Source organism: Microbispora sp. NPDC088329, from assembly GCF_040685655.1.
GTDB lineage: Bacteria > Actinomycetota > Actinomycetes > Streptosporangiales > Streptosporangiaceae > Microbispora.
Genome location: NZ_JBFBIP010000011.1, coordinates 36,341 through 50,143, shown reverse-complemented (window position 1 = coordinate 50,143; position 13,803 = coordinate 36,341). Strand labels below are relative to the sequence as shown.

The following is a 13,803-nucleotide window of genomic DNA, read 5'->3' as shown; positions in this document are numbered from 1 at the left end:
CCCGTCAGCCCTTGTTCGACTGCCGCCAGTCCCGAACGGCATCGCGGATCTTGTCGAACACGGCCACGGGCGGCCCGGCCAGCATGTTCGCGGTCGCGGACTCCCCGGCGCCCGGGTGGGGCCTGGTGGGTGAGATCGCCTCGGCGGCCCGGACCGCACCGGCCATGCGGCGCCCCGCGAACATGGTCTTGATCTGGTTGTGCTGGGCCAGCAGCAGGTCGATGACGTCCTGTTCGGTGGTAGTGGTCACTCTCGTCACCTTTCGACTCGAAGACTGCGACCGCCTGCCCCGCGCCGGCGTCCCTACACCCCGACCCGCCACGGCAGGTGTTCGGTGAGCCGGAGGGCACCGTGATACGTGTTAGGGCCATGAGGATTTCGCGTGCCGCGCTGCTGCCGCTGGCGGCCCTGCCCGTCCTGGCCGTCACGGCTCCCGCCGAGGCGGCCACGGCGCACAGACACCTGCTCGTCGAGTTGCGGGAGGAGGGCGGGTTCGCCGGGCTGCACAACAGGGTGGCCGTCTACACGGACGGCTGCGCCGTGCTGAGTCGCCGTACCGGACCCACCGTCCGCAAGTGCCTGACCCCCGCCGAGTGGCGTGGCCTGCGCGGTTCGCTCAAGCACCTGCGGCTCGGCCGGTCCGAGCCCCCGCCGCAGGGGGCGGACTTCCTCGCCTACCGGCTGACCTACGGGAGTCACCAGGCCACTCGCTACACCTTGCCGCCGACCTGGCAGCCGGTTGTGAGCGAGCTGGACAAGATCCTGGTCAAATACTCGACCCCCAACTGACCCTCCGCTCCCCGCACGGGTCGTCCGTGCACCCGGCGGCGTTTTCCGGCGTCCACAGCTACGCGGGGCGTAGGGCGATGTCCAGCCGGGAGGCGAGCTCGGCCACGCTCGTGCCGTACGTCTCTGTCACGGTGACGCCGCCGGGGCCGATGTGGAAGACGGCCAGGTCGGTGTAGAGGCGGCTGACGCAGGCCAGCCCGGTGAGCGGGTAGGTGCACTCGGGGACGAGCTTGGGCGTGTCGTCCTTGGTGAACAGCGTCATCATGACGAACACCTGCTTGGCCCCGGTGGCCAGATCCATCGCGCCGCCGACGGCGGGGATGGCGTCGGCGGCGCCGGTGTGCCAGTTGGCCAGGTCGCCGCGTTCGGAGACCTGGAAGGCGCCGAGCACGCACACGTCGAGGTGGCCGCCGCGCATCATGGCGAAGGAATCGGCGTGGTGGAAGTAGGAGGCGCCCGGCAGCTCGGTGACGGGGATCTTGCCGGCGTTGATCAGGTCGGGGTCGGCCTCGTCGCCGCGGGCGGCGGGACCCATGCCGAGCATGCCGTTCTCGGTGTGCAGGACGACCCCGGAGCCGGCCGGGAGATGGTCGGCGACCGTCGTCGGCTGACCGATGCCGAGGTTCACGAACGAACCGGGCGGGATGTCCCGGGCGACGAGGGCGGCGAGTTCGTCGCGGCCGAGCGGGCCCCGGCCGAGGTGCTCCACGGTGCTCACTGCGTTCCCTCCGCTGCGCTCAGGTCCAGAATCCGGTCGACGTAGATGCAGGGGGTGACCACCGTCTCGGGGTCCAGCGCGCCGGTGTCGACAACGTGGTTCACCTGCGCGATCGTCATGGTCGCGGCGGTCGCCATGACCGGCCCGAAGTTGCGCGCGGTCTTGCGGTAGACGAGGTTGCCCATCCGGTCGCCGGCGTGGGCGCCGATGAGGGCGACGTCGCCCTTGAGCGGATACTCCAGCACGTAGTCGCGACCGTCGATGGTGCGCGTCTCCTTGCCCTCGGCCAGCGGCGTGCCGACCCCCGTGGGGCAGTAGAAGGCGCCGATGCCGGCCCCGGCCGCGCGCATACGCTCGGCGAGGGTGCCCTGCGGGACGACCTCCAGCTCGATCTTCCCGGCGCGGTAGAGGCCGTCGAAGACCCACGAGTCGCTCTGGCGCGGGAACGAGCAGATCATCTTGCGGACCCGCCCGGCGGCCAGCAGCGCCGCCAGGCCCGTGTCGCCGTTGCCCGCGTTGTTGCTGACCACGGTCAGGTCGGTCGCGCCCTGCCAGATCAGCGCGTCGATGAGCCGTACGGGCATGCCGGCCATACCGAAACCGCCGATCAGCACGGTGGAGCCGTCGGCGATGCCCGCCACGGCCTCGTCGGGGTCGGTGAACACGGCGGTCATGCGGCGCTCACATTCTCCAGCACGACGGCCAGGCCCTGGCCGACGCCGATGCAGATCGCGGCCAGGCCCCACCGTTGGCGGCGCTCGCGCAGCACGTGGGCGAGCGTGCCGAGGACACGCCCGCCGGAGGCACCCAGGGGGTGGCCGATGGCGATGGCGCCGCCCTTGGTGTTGACGATCTCGGGATCGATCTTCCAGGCGTCGAGGCACGCCAGCGACTGGACGGCGAACGCCTCGTTCAGCTCGACGGCGCCGATGTCGTTCCAGCCGATGCCGGCCCGGCGCAGCGCCTGGTTGGCGGCCTCGACGGGCGCGTACCCGAACATCTGGGGCTCCAGCGCGCACGCGGCGCGGCCCGCGACGCGGGCGATCGGGTCGGCGCCGATCCGGGCGGCGGCCGCCTCCGAGCCGAGCACGACCGCAGAGGCCCCGTCGTTCAGCGGAGAGGCGTTGCCGGCCGTGATGGTGCCGTCGGGGCGGAAGGCCGGCTTGAGCCCGGCCAGGATCTCCGGCGTCGTGCCGGGCCGGATGCCCTCGTCCCGGGCCAGGTCGGCACCCTCCACCGGGACGACCAGGTCGTCGTAGAAGCCGTCGTTCCACGCCGCGTCGGCCAGCACGTGGGACCGTACGGCGAAGGCGTCCTGCCGCTCGCGCGAGATGCCGAAGCGCTCCTGAAGCTGCTCGTTGGCCTCGCCGAGGGAGACCGTCCACTCCTTGGGCATCCGGGGGTTCACCAGCCGCCAGCCGAGGGTGGTGGAGACCGCGGTCACATCCCCGGCGGGGAAGGCCCGAGACGGCTTGGGCAGCACCCAGGGGGCCCGCGTCATCGACTCCACGCCGCCGGTGACGACGACGTCGGCGTCGCCGCTCTCGACGGTACGCGAGCCGATCATGGCGGCGTCCAGGCTCGACCCGCACAACCGGTTGACCGTGGAGGCCGGCACGGTGACCGGCAGCCCGGCCAGCAGCACGGCCATCCGGCCGACGTTGCGGTTGTCCTCGCCCGCGCCGTTGGCGTTGCCCCAGACGACGTCGCCGATCTCCGCCGGATCCAGCTGGGGGAGCTTTGCCAGGACGCCGCGCAACGCGGTGGCCGCCAGGTCGTCCGGGCGGACACCGGCGAGCGCTCCGTTGAACCTGCCGAACGGCGTGCGCGCCGCGGCGTAGACGAAGGCCGAACCCATGACGCTCCCTTCTGTTCGCTATGCGAACGGAGGTTCATTCTGCGAACAATTCGAGCATAGTCCATGCCTGTCGCCGTGCTGCTGGGCGGATCCGCACCTCGCAACAGGGGAGGCGCCGCCGACGGCCGGGGCCGGGACGTGGGGCTGCAGGGAGTTCCATGTGGATCACAAGGACCAGGCGCCACGCTGGTGCGGAAAAGTGACGGACCTTTGCGACAACCGACGTGAGGACAGCAACCATGACCAGGAAGTTCGCCGCGGGCGTGGCCGTCGCCCTGACCGCGCTCATCGTGCAGCCGTCGATCGCGCGGCCGGCCGGCGCCGCGACGACGTACAGCAGCCCATGCCAGGGGATTCGCAACTGCGCGGGTGAGATGCAGAGCGGCGAGGGATGGATGATCGAGACCCCGGTCAAGAACTGGAAGCGGGTGGTCTACCGGTTCAAGCACCTGAAGAAGAGCGAGAAGAGGGTGTGCGCCCACGAGTACCCCCGCCTGACCATGTGGATCAATGATCCGGACAGCAGGCGCCACAAGACGGTCGTCATCAAGGCGTCCGGCACGCTTCCCCGCCGTGCCTGCTCCTACTAGGGACAGACGCGTTGATCTACGCCGCCGGGCTGCCCTAGCTTGGGGCGATGTCGATTGACGGTACGGCGGCATATGACGGCGTCGAGGGATTGCCTCCGCTGGTCAGGCGCGCGGTCCAAACGGCACGGCAGGCGGGCTTCGCCCCTTCCTGCCGCCCTGAACAGGGGCGACTGCTGTACGCCTTGGCGGCCGGCGCCGAGATGATCGGGGAGACCGGAACCGGGTGCGGAGTGGGCCTGGCGTGGCTGGCCTCCGGCGCCCGGCCCGGGGCCCGGCTGGTCAGCGTCGAACGGGATGCCCACCGGGCTTCCCTGGCCGCCCAGGTCTTCCACGATCACCCGCAGGTGTCGGTGATCTGTGGTGACTGGCGGGAGATCCATCGGGACGGGCCGTATGACCTGCTCGTGCTCGACGGTGGCGGCCAGGGCAAGGGCGTCGAGCAGCCGGCTGATCCGCACCGGCTGCTCAGGCCGGGAGGAACGGTCGTCATCGACGACCTGACCCCGGCACGGCACTGGCCGCCGCGATTCGACGGCGTCGTCGACCGGGCGCGGATGCACTGGCTCGATCATCCGGGGCTGGACGCGGCGGAGCTTCGGCTCGGGCCGGATCTGGCCGCGCTCGTCGCCACTCGTCGTTTCGCCGCCGATCAGTGATCGAGGCGATCCCCTCCCAGGCTCAGGGCTTGGCGGTGGTGACGGGCTCGGCGGGGACGTCGCGCCCGGTCGCAGGGGTGGACATGCGCGTGGGGAGTGCCAGTGTGACCGCGGCGGCGACGAGGGCGGCGGCGCAGCCGATCAGCATGCCGGCACGGAAGCCGCCCTCCGACGGCAGGACGTGGCCGGCCAGCCGCACGGTCATCTGTGACAGGACGACGCCGACCACCGCGGCCGAGACGGTGGTGCCGATGGAGCGCATCAGCGTGTTGAAGCCGTTGGCGGCGGCGGTCTCGGAGCGGGGAACCGCGCTCATGATCAGCGCGGGCATCGCCCCGTAGGCCAGGCCGACGCCGGCGCTGCAGACGCAGGTGACGATCAACATGCCCCAGGCGGAGCCCAGCAGCGCCATCGAGGAGCCGTACCCGAGCGCCATGACCAAACTGCCGGAGATCAGGGTGACCTTGGGGCCGCGGGCGGCCGACATGCGGGCGCCCAGCGGCGAGACGGCCATCATCACCAGGCCGGAAGGGGCCATCCACAGGCCGGCCGCCAGCATCGACTGGCCCAGGCCGTAGCCGGTGGCCGCCGGGAGCTGCAGGATCTGCATGACGATCAGCGCTTGGGCGTACATCGAGAAGCCGACCACGATCGAGGCCAGGTTGGTCAGCAGCACCTGCCGCCGCGCGGTGACGCGCAGGTCGACCAGCGGGTCCTTCACGCGCAGCTCCCACCAGCCCCACAGCAGCAGCACGACCGGCGCGGCGGCGAGCAGGCCGAGCGTGGTGCCGCTCGACCAGCCCCAGTCGGCGCCCTTGGAGACGCCCAGCAGCAGGCACACGAGCCCGGCTCCCAGGCCGAGCACACCGGCGACGTCGATCCGGCCCGCGGCGCGGGCGGGCGTGGCCGGGACCAGCAGCCGGATCAGCACCGCGACCAGCACGCTCAACACGGCCACGCCCCAGAACAGTGCCCGCCAGCTCGCGTATTCGGCGACCGCCGCCGCGAGCGGCAGGCCGAGCGCGCCGCCGATCCCCATCGACGAGCTGAGCAGCGCGATGGAGGGGCCGAGCCGCTCCGGCGGCAGAAGGTCGCGCAGGGCGCTGATGCCCAGGGGGATCATGCCCATGCCCATCCCCTGCAGGCCCCTTCCGATGATCATCGGCGCCAGGGAATCGGCCACGGCGCAGACGGCGCAGCCCGCGATCAGCGGCACCGAGCAGAGCAGCATCATGCGGCGCTTGCCGTACAGGTCGCCGAGGCGGCCGGTGACCGGGGTGGTGACCGCTCCGGCGAGCAGCGTGGCGGTGATCACCCATGAGGCGTTCGACGCGGTGGTGTGGAGAAGGCCCGGCAACTCGCCGATCAGTGGCACCACCAGGGTCTGCATGAGCGAGGCGACGATGCCGGCCATCGCCATCACGCTGACGATGCCACCGGGGCGGGCGGCGGACGTGGAGCCTTCCACGCGGGTCTCCCTTGATCGGCGATCAGAGCGATGTGCACCCTACACACCATGTGTTACCCGAAGGCCTTCCCGTCCGCATGGTGGGAGATGATGTCGCTTCGTCAGTCGGGGCCGGCAGGCCCAGGGCGGCCAGGAAGCGTACGCCTTCAGGGTCGTGGCGCTCGAAGCCGAGCTCCCTCCTCTGCACCCAATCAGCGAACCAAGAGCTTGACCGGCTCGGACAGTACGGTGGTCGCCCCCGGGTAGTCCGCCAGACGTGAGGCCAGCGTCTCGACGGCGAGCTCACGAGGCAGCAGCACACTGAACTTCAGGCCGTTCAGCGCCCGCTCGTCGACCTCGGGCCGGCTCAGCCTGTCTGCGAGATCCTGCCGCCACCCCGTGCCCGTCAGGTCGTTTCTCACCCGGATGTACTGGTCGTCGACGCGCTGCGCCGGATCGGCGAGCGGGCCGAGGGTGGCTTTGAGAGTGGCGTTGGCGCGGTTTCCGGCCCAGGTCCACCACTGGAGGTCTCCGTCGTCACGCACGATCACCGTGCCGTCGGGGCGGACGAGGTGCCGGCTGTCTTCCCGCACCCGTGCCAGTCCGGCCGCCGCCCGGCGGGTGAGCTTCACCGGAGGGTCGGCGCCGAGAACGACGTCCCGCATGGCCCGCGACAGGGCGAACGACGCGCCGCCGGACATGGACGTGGCCCAGCGGGCCTTGCCGCCGCTCCCTTCCACGGGCTGGACGAAGCACCGCCGCCGTCTCCAGTCGATCCAGTCCACGGCCCAGGTGCGGCCCGCCGGCAGCAGAAGACGCGGCCCCGATACGGCGGAGGTCAGCAGAGCGGGATCCGTACGGCCGATCTCGGCACTGCCGCGCAGGACGGTGAACTCCGGCGGAGCCGTGAACACCGCGGTGAGATCTATGAAGTTCCTCCGTCCGAAGCGCTGCTCGGCGTGCGGACCGACGAGGAGGTCGCCCCCGTCGCGCTCGAGGAAGCCCTCGGAGGTGAGGTGATCGAGCACCGTGCGCGCCTGCGGTTCCCGGAAGGGGCCGAGGCCGTGCCACCAGTCCGGCCACAGGGCGTCCCCCATCCGCCCCTCCTGCAGGGTGAGCGCGAGGAACTGCTGCGCGACGATGTGCCGGGGCGCGGGCGGCGGATGCAGCGGCTCGACGTAACCCCTGCTCCACAGCAGCAGGAGTCCCGCGGAGGCGAAGAGGTCCTCCACGGTCAGGGCCAGGATGAGGCAGTCGCGCCGGGCCCCCGCCCACCTGATGGTCAACTACGACCTCCCGTGGAACCCCAACCGCATCGAGCAGCGTTTCGGCCGCATCCACCGGATCGGCCAGACCGAGGTGTGCCGCCTGTGGAACCTCGTGGCCGCCAACACTCGCGAGGGGGAGGTGTTCGGCCGGCTGCTGCAGAAGGTCGAGGAGCAGCGCAAGGCCTACGGCGGCAAGGTCTTCGACGTTCTGGGGTCGGCCTTCGACGAGACACCGCTGCGCGAGCTGCTGATCGAGGCCATCCGGTACGGCGACCTCGCCGAAACCCGGGCCAGGATGGAGCAGGTCATCGACGATTCGGTCGCCCACGGCCTCAAGGAGCTTCTCCAGGAACGCGCGCTCACCCACGACGTCATGTCGGACGCGGACCTGGCCCAGATGCAGCGCGTCATGGAGGAGGCGCGCGCCCGCCGGCTGCAGCCGCACTACATCGAGTGGGCCTTCCGTTTCGCTTTCCAGCGCCTCGGCGGCCGGCTCGCGAGACGTGAGCGCGGTCGCTACGAGATCGCGCACGTTCCCGCGGCGGTCCGCGCCGTCACCAAGCACGGCCCTGTCGCCAGCCGCTACGAGCGGGTGACGTTCGAACTCGACCGCGTCGACGTCCCCGGCAAGCCCCGTGCCGACCTGCTCGCCCCCGGGCACCCGCTCCACGACGCCGTCGCCGAGCTCACCATCACGCAGCTGCGCCCCATCCTCGAGCGCGGGACCGTCCTGGTCTCCGCGGACGTGGAGGAGCCGAACCTGCTGGCCGGCGTCGTGGAGGAGGTCGTCGACGGCACCGGGGCGTCGATCGCCCGGCGGTTCGGCTACGCCTACGTCGACGCCGCCGGCCAGGTCAGGCCAGCCGGCCCCGCGCCGCCTCGCCGAGGTGGCACCCCGCCGGCTCGCCGAGATCGAACGGACCCGGGCGCGGGTGGACGAGCGACTGGCCCACGAGTCGAACCGGCTCATCGGCGAGGCGGTCGCGGCTCAGGAAAAGGAGCGGGCCGGCATCAGGCCGAAGGAGAGCTCCGACAGTCTTCTCCGCAAGGCGCAGGACCTCCAGGTCCGGCGGGAGACCCGTCTGGCGCTACTGGAGCAGCAGGCACAGCTGGCGACCAAGCCGCCGCGCATCATGACCGCCGCGCTGGTGCTGCCGCTGTCCATGGTGGAGACCGAGATCGCAGCCGACGCCCCCATCCATGCCAGGGAGACCAAGGCCGTCGAGCGGCGCGGCGCGGCGGCGACCTGGTGCTCGCGACCGAGCGTGCTCTCGGCCGGGAGCCGCGGGAGCGGGCGTTCAACAACCCCGGCTACGACATCCTGTCCCTGCCCTCCGACGGCGGCCCCTCCGTCCGCATCGAGGTCAAGGCGCGGATCGAGGGAGCCGAGGACTTCTACGTCACCCACAACGAGATCGTCACCGGCAAGAACGCCGCCCCTCATTACCGGCTCGCGCTGGTCACCGTCAGCACGGCCGGCCCGGAGTACGACCAGGTGCGGTACATCGCCGATCCCTTCGCCGGCGTGGACCTCGGTGACCTCGCCGCCACCGGCGTCCGCGCCGACTGGCCGAGAACCTGGGCCGCCGGCAGCGGGCCCTTCTGACCCTTGCCGCCGCTCATGGGCGATGTGGCCGACGCATGTGAACGTTTGCCGATCCCCGGACACGTGCACTGACGGTGATCTCGAGTTTGAGTGATCACCGGTCGTCGTCGCGATCAGGTCCGGAGTGGTGGCTCGGCCTGGCGTCGGGCTCCGCATCGCGGAGGAGAAGCCGCCCTTGATCACTCCTGCGATCCGGTGGAAGTCCTAGGCGATCGTCATGTTCACGGTGAGGTGGGAGATGATGCGCTGTTCGTACGGCTCGGCGAGGTCGGTCCACGTGACGATCCAGAAGTGCTCCACGTACGCTCCCGCGTACGGGTTGATCCAGCCGCGCTGTCGCGTTTCTACGAGCCGCGACTCGGACGGGCGGGGCAGGATAGCCGACATGGAAGAGATCATGCCTTTGATGACGCGTGCGACCGAACGGACCGCGGCGTTGGTGCGGGTGGTGCGGCGCGAGCAGCTCCGGCTGCCGACGCCGTGCGCGAAGTTCGACGTGCGGGACCTGATCAACCACCTCGAGTGGGTGGCGGAGCTGTTCGAGTCGCTGGCTCACAAGGGGCCGCGCATCGAGCAGGGGCCCTACGCCGGCGACTTCCCCGAGCGGGCGGAGCGTGCGCTGGCCGCCTGGTCGCGGCCCGAGGCGTGGGAGGGGACCAGCCCCGCCATGGGCCTGCCGATGACCACGCTGGCGCACATGTACCTCGTCGACATGGTCGTGCACGGCTGGGACCTCGCCACAGCCACCGGTCAGGAGTACGAGCCGGACCCCGAGGCCGTCTCGCGGGCGCGGAGTTTCACGGAGAACATGGTGGAGATGGGCAGGCAGCGCGGCGCCTTCGGGCCGCCGGTCGCGGTCCCGGACGACGCTCCGCCGTTCGGGCGTCTGCTCGGCGTCATCGGCCGGGACCCGGCCTGGAGACCGTGAGCCGGCCGGCCGCGGTCACGATCCCGCCCTCGCCGGCCGGTGCGGATGGTCGGGCCGTTCCGGGCGCCGCACGCGTGTGTGCCGCGCCCGCTTCCGAACGCGGCGTACTCGTGAAACATGACAAGGCCGACCCGGCATGACCGCTCAGCCCGAACGCCCGCTGCTCTTCCTCGACGTCGACGGGCCGCTTCTCCCGTTCGGCGAGGACCCGCACCGCGCACCGCGGGGTACTGCACCCGGTGCGCGCTGGGCGCGGCTCACCGCCACGCTGGGGAGCCGGCTGGCGGCGCTGCCCTGCGAACTCGTCTGGGCGACAACCTGGGAAGAGGAGGCCAACGCCGAGGTAGCACCCCGAATCGGGCTCCCGCGGCTGCCCGTAGTGCGCTGGCCGGAGCCGGCCGACCGAGATGAACGTGAGGACCGATGGTTCGGGTTGTGCTGGAAGACCCGGACCCTGGTGAGCTGGGCGGGCGGACGCCCGTTCGCCTGGGTCGACGACGAGATCACCGGCGCGGACAGGGAGTGGGTCGCCACGCACCATCGCGGCCGAGCTCTCCTCCACCGTGTGGAGTCATACCGGGGGCTCACCGACGACGACTTCACGACCCTCGAACGATGGCTTCGGAGCCGGTGAGTCAGCTCGTTTCCACTGGGTGGCCCGGCCGTGTGCCGGGCACGGGTCAGCAGCCGGGGTACTTGCCGGGTGCGAGGCGGCCGCCGGTGAACTCGGTGATGAAGTCGCCGGCGAGTTCGGAGATCGCCTGACTGCCTTCCAGCGGCGACAGCCAGCGCTGCGGAAGGGCCGCCTCGCCGTACGCCGTGCCGAGGAGGTTGCCGCAGAGGGAACCGGTGGAGTCGCTGTCGCCGGAGTGGTTGACCGCCAGCAGCAGCGCCCGCTCGACGTCGTCGCCGCTCACGAGGGCGCAGTAGACCGCGATCGCGAGCGCCTCCTCGGCCACCCATCCGCCGCCGAGCGTCTCCACCGCCTCCGGTGACGGCTCCGCCGTACCGGCCAGGGCGACCGCCGCCTCGATCGCGGCGGTGGTCTCCTCGTGCGCGGGCCGCTCGCCGAGCAGCGCGAGGGAGTCGTGTACGGCCTCCGCGGGCAGGGCGCCCTGGGCCAGCAAGCAGATCAGCGCGGCGAAGGCCCCGGCGGCCAGATACCCGGTGGGGTGCCCGTGCGTGATCTGGGCGCACCGCGCCGCGAGCGTGAACGCCTCCTCCGCGTCGCGGGTGGCCAGCCCGAACGGCGCGGAGCGCATGACGGTCCCGCAGCCCTTGGAATTGGGATTGACCGGCCCGGGCGTGCCGAGGGCGGCGAGCGGGCCGGGAGCGGCGCGCAGCCCGGACAGGCAGGCGTTGCCGGGCGCGCGGCGCGAGTACAGCCAGGCCTGCTCGCGGAGCCGGCCGGTGCGCACGAGATCGTCCGCCGGCGGCGGCACGCGGTGCTCCTGTGTGTCGAGCCAACGCAGGTACGCGTGGCGGATCACCTGCACCTCATCGCAGGCTCCTCGCTCCCGCACGCGTACGTGGGCGCGGATCAGGCCTTCGGCGGTGAACAGCGTCATCTGGGTGTCGTCGGTGATCAGGCCGGTCCTGCCACGCCAGTCGGGCGTGAGGTCGGTCAGCCCCGTCTTGCCGTGATCGCGGCGGATGGCGCTGATCGGGTCGAACTCGACGGGCGCGCCGAGGGCGTCACCGATCGCCCCGCCGAGCAGACAGCCGCGCACCCGTGCCTCGAACGAAATGTCGACGATTTCCTCATAGCTCACGATGATCTCCTTTGTCCCCTGAAGCGAACCGTAGCGGTCTTGTCGTACGGCCGCCGGTCAGATGGAAACGGTGCTCATCTCGAGCAGGAGACTGTCCGGCCTACCGGGGCCTGGACGCGAGGTGAGCGGGAGCGGGTCACGACCGGCGTTGACGCCAGTTCGCCCACCGGCCCCCCTTTCCCTCCTGCACTCGCCGCTTGGCCAGCTCGTCCAGCGCGGTGCTGTCGCCGGCGTCGGCGGCGGCGCGGGCGAGGCGTTCGGCGCCTTCGTGGTCGCCGGCCTGCTCCCGCGGTCGCGGGCGGCCTGAGCGAAAGCGCGGTGGTCGCCCATCGTGGCGGCGTGGCGGACGGCGCGTTCCAGAAGGCGGCGGGGGGAGACAGGGCGCGGCGGATGCCGCTGCCGTGTTGTTCGAGGTAGTCGGCGAGGCGATAGGTTGGCTCGCTTCCGCTTTGTGCGGCGGGGGCGTGACCGGTGCCGGGACGAGGTTTGATCCGGGCCAGCGGCGGGCGGGCTCCCCGGCAGCGTCGGTGATCGGTGAGGTAGGCGAAGGCGCGGTCGAGCCAGCCGTCGCCGAGCAGGTGCCATTGCTCGTCGCTGAGGTAGCCGGGGGCGGCTTCCGCGAGCAGGAGGCGGTTCGCCATGTCGTGGCTCCTTCGCTGTCCTCCCCCGACGGATGCCCGGTACCGCCGGCTACGGCGGCGATTTCAGGCTAAAACCGGATCGCCCGCACTGCACGGCAGCGGGGGCCACCGGGTGACCCCGGGTAACCCGGGGTCACCCGGCACCCGGACGTCGCAGGCCGTCGGAGGGGTGCGCGTGCGCCGGCTCCGCCCTTCCCGCCGATCGCGGACGGGGACGCGTCGACCTCTCACCGGGGAGTGACGGATGACGGGCGCTCGCACGCGGGCCCTCCGGGAGCGCCTGGGCGGCCTGGCGTACGGCGGGGACTGCAACCCCGGGCAGTGGGATCCGGTCGTGGGGCGGGAGGACGTCCGGCCCATGCGCGAGGCGAGGGTGGACCTCGTGTCGCTCGGCGTCTTCGCGTGGGCGTCGCTCGAACCCGAGCCCGGCAGGTACGAGTTCGGCTGGCCCGACGAGGTCATGGACCTGCTCCACGAGAACGGCATCGCGGTCGACCTGTCCACTCCCACCGCCGCGCCGCCCGCCTGGCTCGTCCGGCGGCATCCCGAGGTCCTGCCGGTCATGGCGGACGGCGAGCGTTCGGTTTCGGCAACCGCATGCACTACGACCCCTCGTCGCCGGTCTACCGGGAGCACGCGGCGGACATTCCGGTCGTCACCAACTTCATGCGCTTCTACCGGCACGCGGACTATTGGAGATGGGCCCCGGAGGAGGACGCGGCGGCCCTGGCATCTACCCCGACCCCGCCGATCCGGACGCGCACGTGTCGTCGGCCTTCCAGTTCGACCTTTCCGGTCGCTCAGGGGCGGGCAGCCCTGGCTGCTGATGGAACAGGCCGCGAGCGCGGTCAGCCAGTGGAGGCTCAACGTGGTCAAGGAGCCCGGCCGGATGCGGCTCGGCTCGCTGCAGGCGGTCTCCCGCGGGGCCGACTCCGTCATGTCCTTCCAGTGGCGGGCCAGTCGCGGCGGGCACGAGCGCTTCCACTCGGCGATGCTGCCGCACTCCGGCCCGGACTCGCGCACCTCCGCGAGGTCACCGAGCTCGGCCGCGAGACCCCCGGCTGCTGTCACCCGTGGCGGGAACCACCACGCGCGCCGAGGTCGCCGTCCTGTTCGACTGGAACGGCTGGTGGGGGCTGGAGGAACTGTGGGGCCTGCCCCGCAACGACTTCCACTACGTGGACTCCGTCATGCGGCACTACCGCCCGCTGTGGGAGCATCCCCACGCGGTCGACGTCGTGTCGCCGCACAGCGATCTCTCGGGATACAAGGTGCTGGTCGTGCCTAAGGCGTACCTGATGGACGACGAGGGCGTGGCCGCCGTCACCGGGTGAGCGCTTCACCGTCCAGTTCACCGACGGACGAGCGGCACGAATATCTCTTCCTCCTCAACCACGACCCCGGCACGCCCGTCGCGGTCCCGGTCGAAGGCGAGGGTACGGACCTCCTCACCGGCCTGCCGGTGTCGGGGGAGATCACCCTGCCCGCCCTCGGAGCGGCGGTCGTCCGCCGGGCGCGGCGGCCCTGACC

The 13,803-nt window shown here is 71.6% G+C and carries 16 protein-coding genes and 1 pseudogene; 9 read left to right on the top strand and 8 right to left on the bottom strand.

Annotation, left to right across the window (positions count from 1 at the left end):
• Nucleotides 1–4 precede the first annotated feature (4 nt).
• Nucleotides 5–250: a hypothetical protein gene (locus tag AB0O28_RS21325; RefSeq protein ID WP_363642669.1), complete on the bottom strand. Its 246-nt coding sequence runs from the start codon at nucleotides 248–250 to the stop codon at nucleotides 5–7.
• A gap of 119 nt (nucleotides 251–369) precedes the next feature.
• Between AB0O28_RS21325 and AB0O28_RS21320 the strand changes: the two genes are divergently transcribed.
• Nucleotides 370–789: a hypothetical protein gene (locus AB0O28_RS21320; RefSeq protein ID WP_363642667.1), complete on the top strand. Its 420-nt coding sequence runs from the start codon at nucleotides 370–372 to the stop codon at nucleotides 787–789.
• Nucleotides 790–847: 58 nt separating this feature from the next.
• Here the strand turns inward: AB0O28_RS21320 and AB0O28_RS21315 are convergent, their stop codons facing one another.
• From AB0O28_RS21315 to AB0O28_RS21305, 3 genes are read right to left on the bottom strand one after another with little or no spacing between them, the layout of a single operon-like run.
• Nucleotides 848–1,507 (bottom strand): 3-oxoacid CoA-transferase subunit B, encoded by a 660-nt coding sequence (locus tag AB0O28_RS21315; RefSeq protein ID WP_363642666.1) that lies wholly within the window; start codon nucleotides 1,505–1,507, stop codon nucleotides 848–850.
• Nucleotides 1,504–2,181, bottom strand: coding sequence for a 3-oxoacid CoA-transferase subunit A (locus AB0O28_RS21310; protein ID WP_363642664.1), 678 nt, complete (start codon nucleotides 2,179–2,181; stop codon nucleotides 1,504–1,506). Before AB0O28_RS21310 ends, AB0O28_RS21315 begins: the two co-directional genes overlap by 4 nt.
• Entirely contained in the window at nucleotides 2,178–3,365 is a 1,188-nt protein-coding gene (locus AB0O28_RS21305) for a thiolase family protein (protein ID WP_363642662.1), read from the bottom strand. The genes AB0O28_RS21310 and AB0O28_RS21305 overlap by 4 nt, the downstream gene beginning before the upstream one ends.
• 239 nt (nucleotides 3,366–3,604) lie before the next feature.
• Between AB0O28_RS21305 and AB0O28_RS21300 the strand changes: the two genes are divergently transcribed.
• Together AB0O28_RS21300 and AB0O28_RS21295 are read left to right on the top strand one after the other, a co-directional pair.
• Entirely contained in the window at nucleotides 3,605–3,955 is a 351-nt protein-coding gene (locus tag AB0O28_RS21300; protein WP_363642660.1) for a hypothetical protein, read from the top strand.
• Between the two features lie 47 nt (nucleotides 3,956–4,002).
• Complete coding sequence (locus tag AB0O28_RS21295) at nucleotides 4,003–4,611, top strand: class I SAM-dependent methyltransferase (protein WP_363642658.1); 609 nt, start codon at nucleotides 4,003–4,005, stop codon at nucleotides 4,609–4,611.
• Nucleotides 4,612–4,633: 22 nt separating this feature from the next.
• Here the strand turns inward: AB0O28_RS21295 and AB0O28_RS21290 are convergent, their stop codons facing one another.
• Together AB0O28_RS21290 and AB0O28_RS21285 are read right to left on the bottom strand one after the other, a co-directional pair.
• Complete coding sequence (locus AB0O28_RS21290) at nucleotides 4,634–6,079, bottom strand: MFS transporter (RefSeq protein WP_363642656.1); 1,446 nt, start codon at nucleotides 6,077–6,079, stop codon at nucleotides 4,634–4,636.
• A gap of 191 nt (nucleotides 6,080–6,270) precedes the next feature.
• Nucleotides 6,271–7,344: a hypothetical protein gene (locus AB0O28_RS21285; RefSeq protein ID WP_363642654.1), complete on the bottom strand. Its 1,074-nt coding sequence runs from the start codon at nucleotides 7,342–7,344 to the stop codon at nucleotides 6,271–6,273.
• On the opposite strand from AB0O28_RS21285, the gene AB0O28_RS21280 reads away from it, so the two are divergent.
• The gene (locus tag AB0O28_RS21280; RefSeq protein WP_363642653.1) at nucleotides 7,304–8,932 is read left to right on the top strand and encodes a DUF3883 domain-containing protein; all 1,629 of its coding nucleotides are present in this window, start codon (nucleotides 7,304–7,306) and stop codon (nucleotides 8,930–8,932) included. The two genes, AB0O28_RS21285 and AB0O28_RS21280, sit on opposite strands and share 41 nt — an antisense overlap.
• Before the next feature lie 204 nt (nucleotides 8,933–9,136).
• On the opposite strand, the gene AB0O28_RS21275 is transcribed toward AB0O28_RS21280, so the two are convergent.
• Nucleotides 9,137–9,319 (bottom strand): hypothetical protein, encoded by a 183-nt coding sequence (locus AB0O28_RS21275; RefSeq protein WP_363642651.1) that lies wholly within the window; start codon nucleotides 9,317–9,319, stop codon nucleotides 9,137–9,139.
• A gap of 19 nt (nucleotides 9,320–9,338) precedes the next feature.
• Between AB0O28_RS21275 and AB0O28_RS21270 the strand changes: the two genes are divergently transcribed.
• Together AB0O28_RS21270 and AB0O28_RS21265 are read left to right on the top strand one after the other, a co-directional pair.
• Complete coding sequence (locus tag AB0O28_RS21270) at nucleotides 9,339–9,860, top strand: TIGR03086 family metal-binding protein (protein WP_363642649.1); 522 nt, start codon at nucleotides 9,339–9,341, stop codon at nucleotides 9,858–9,860.
• Nucleotides 9,861–9,996: 136 nt separating this feature from the next.
• Nucleotides 9,997–10,494 carry an HAD domain-containing protein gene (locus AB0O28_RS21265; RefSeq protein WP_363642647.1) on the top strand — a complete coding sequence of 166 codons (498 nt, stop codon included), beginning with the start codon at nucleotides 9,997–9,999 and terminating at the stop codon, nucleotides 10,492–10,494.
• 46 nt (nucleotides 10,495–10,540) lie between these two features.
• Here AB0O28_RS21265 and AB0O28_RS21260 read toward each other — a convergent pair whose 3' ends face one another.
• On the bottom strand, nucleotides 10,541–11,632 hold the full coding sequence (locus tag AB0O28_RS21260) for an ADP-ribosylglycohydrolase family protein (protein WP_363642645.1): 1,092 nt from the start codon (nucleotides 11,630–11,632) through the stop codon (nucleotides 10,541–10,543).
• Nucleotides 11,633–12,517: 885 nt separating this feature from the next.
• Between AB0O28_RS21260 and AB0O28_RS21255 the strand changes: the two are divergent.
• The 3 genes and pseudogenes from AB0O28_RS21255 to AB0O28_RS21245 form a co-directional block, all read left to right on the top strand.
• Nucleotides 12,518–13,285, top strand: a pseudogene (locus AB0O28_RS21255) (beta-galactosidase); the annotation flags it as partial.
• Between the two features lie 61 nt (nucleotides 13,286–13,346).
• Nucleotides 13,347–13,607: a beta-galactosidase trimerization domain-containing protein gene (locus AB0O28_RS21250; RefSeq protein WP_363642643.1), complete on the top strand. Its 261-nt coding sequence runs from the start codon at nucleotides 13,347–13,349 to the stop codon at nucleotides 13,605–13,607.
• Nucleotides 13,604–13,801: a Beta-galactosidase C-terminal domain gene (locus tag AB0O28_RS21245; RefSeq protein WP_363642641.1), complete on the top strand. Its 198-nt coding sequence runs from the start codon at nucleotides 13,604–13,606 to the stop codon at nucleotides 13,799–13,801. Before AB0O28_RS21250 ends, AB0O28_RS21245 begins: the two co-directional genes overlap by 4 nt.
• Nucleotides 13,802–13,803: the final 2 nt, after the last annotated feature.

Excerpts from the sequence above, each read along its gene's own strand:
- AB0O28_RS21270 (WP_363642649.1), top strand. The coding sequence starts at position 9,339 with ATGACGCGTGCGACCGAACGGACCGCGGCGTTGGTGCGGGTGGTGCGG.
- AB0O28_RS21265 (WP_363642647.1), top strand. The coding sequence starts at position 9,997 with ATGACCGCTCAGCCCGAACGCCCGCTGCTCTTCCTCGACGTCGACGGG.
- AB0O28_RS21280 (WP_363642653.1), top strand. The coding sequence starts at position 7,304 with ATGAGGCAGTCGCGCCGGGCCCCCGCCCACCTGATGGTCAACTACGAC.
- AB0O28_RS21310 (WP_363642664.1), bottom strand. The coding sequence starts at position 2,181 with ATGACCGCCGTGTTCACCGACCCCGACGAGGCCGTGGCGGGCATCGCC.
- AB0O28_RS21305 (WP_363642662.1), bottom strand. The coding sequence starts at position 3,365 with ATGGGTTCGGCCTTCGTCTACGCCGCGGCGCGCACGCCGTTCGGCAGG.
- AB0O28_RS21275 (WP_363642651.1), bottom strand. The coding sequence starts at position 9,319 with ATGTCGGCTATCCTGCCCCGCCCGTCCGAGTCGCGGCTCGTAGAAACG.
- AB0O28_RS21320 (WP_363642667.1), top strand. The coding sequence starts at position 370 with ATGAGGATTTCGCGTGCCGCGCTGCTGCCGCTGGCGGCCCTGCCCGTC.
- AB0O28_RS21295 (WP_363642658.1), top strand. The coding sequence starts at position 4,003 with ATGTCGATTGACGGTACGGCGGCATATGACGGCGTCGAGGGATTGCCT.
- AB0O28_RS21300 (WP_363642660.1), top strand. The coding sequence starts at position 3,605 with ATGACCAGGAAGTTCGCCGCGGGCGTGGCCGTCGCCCTGACCGCGCTC.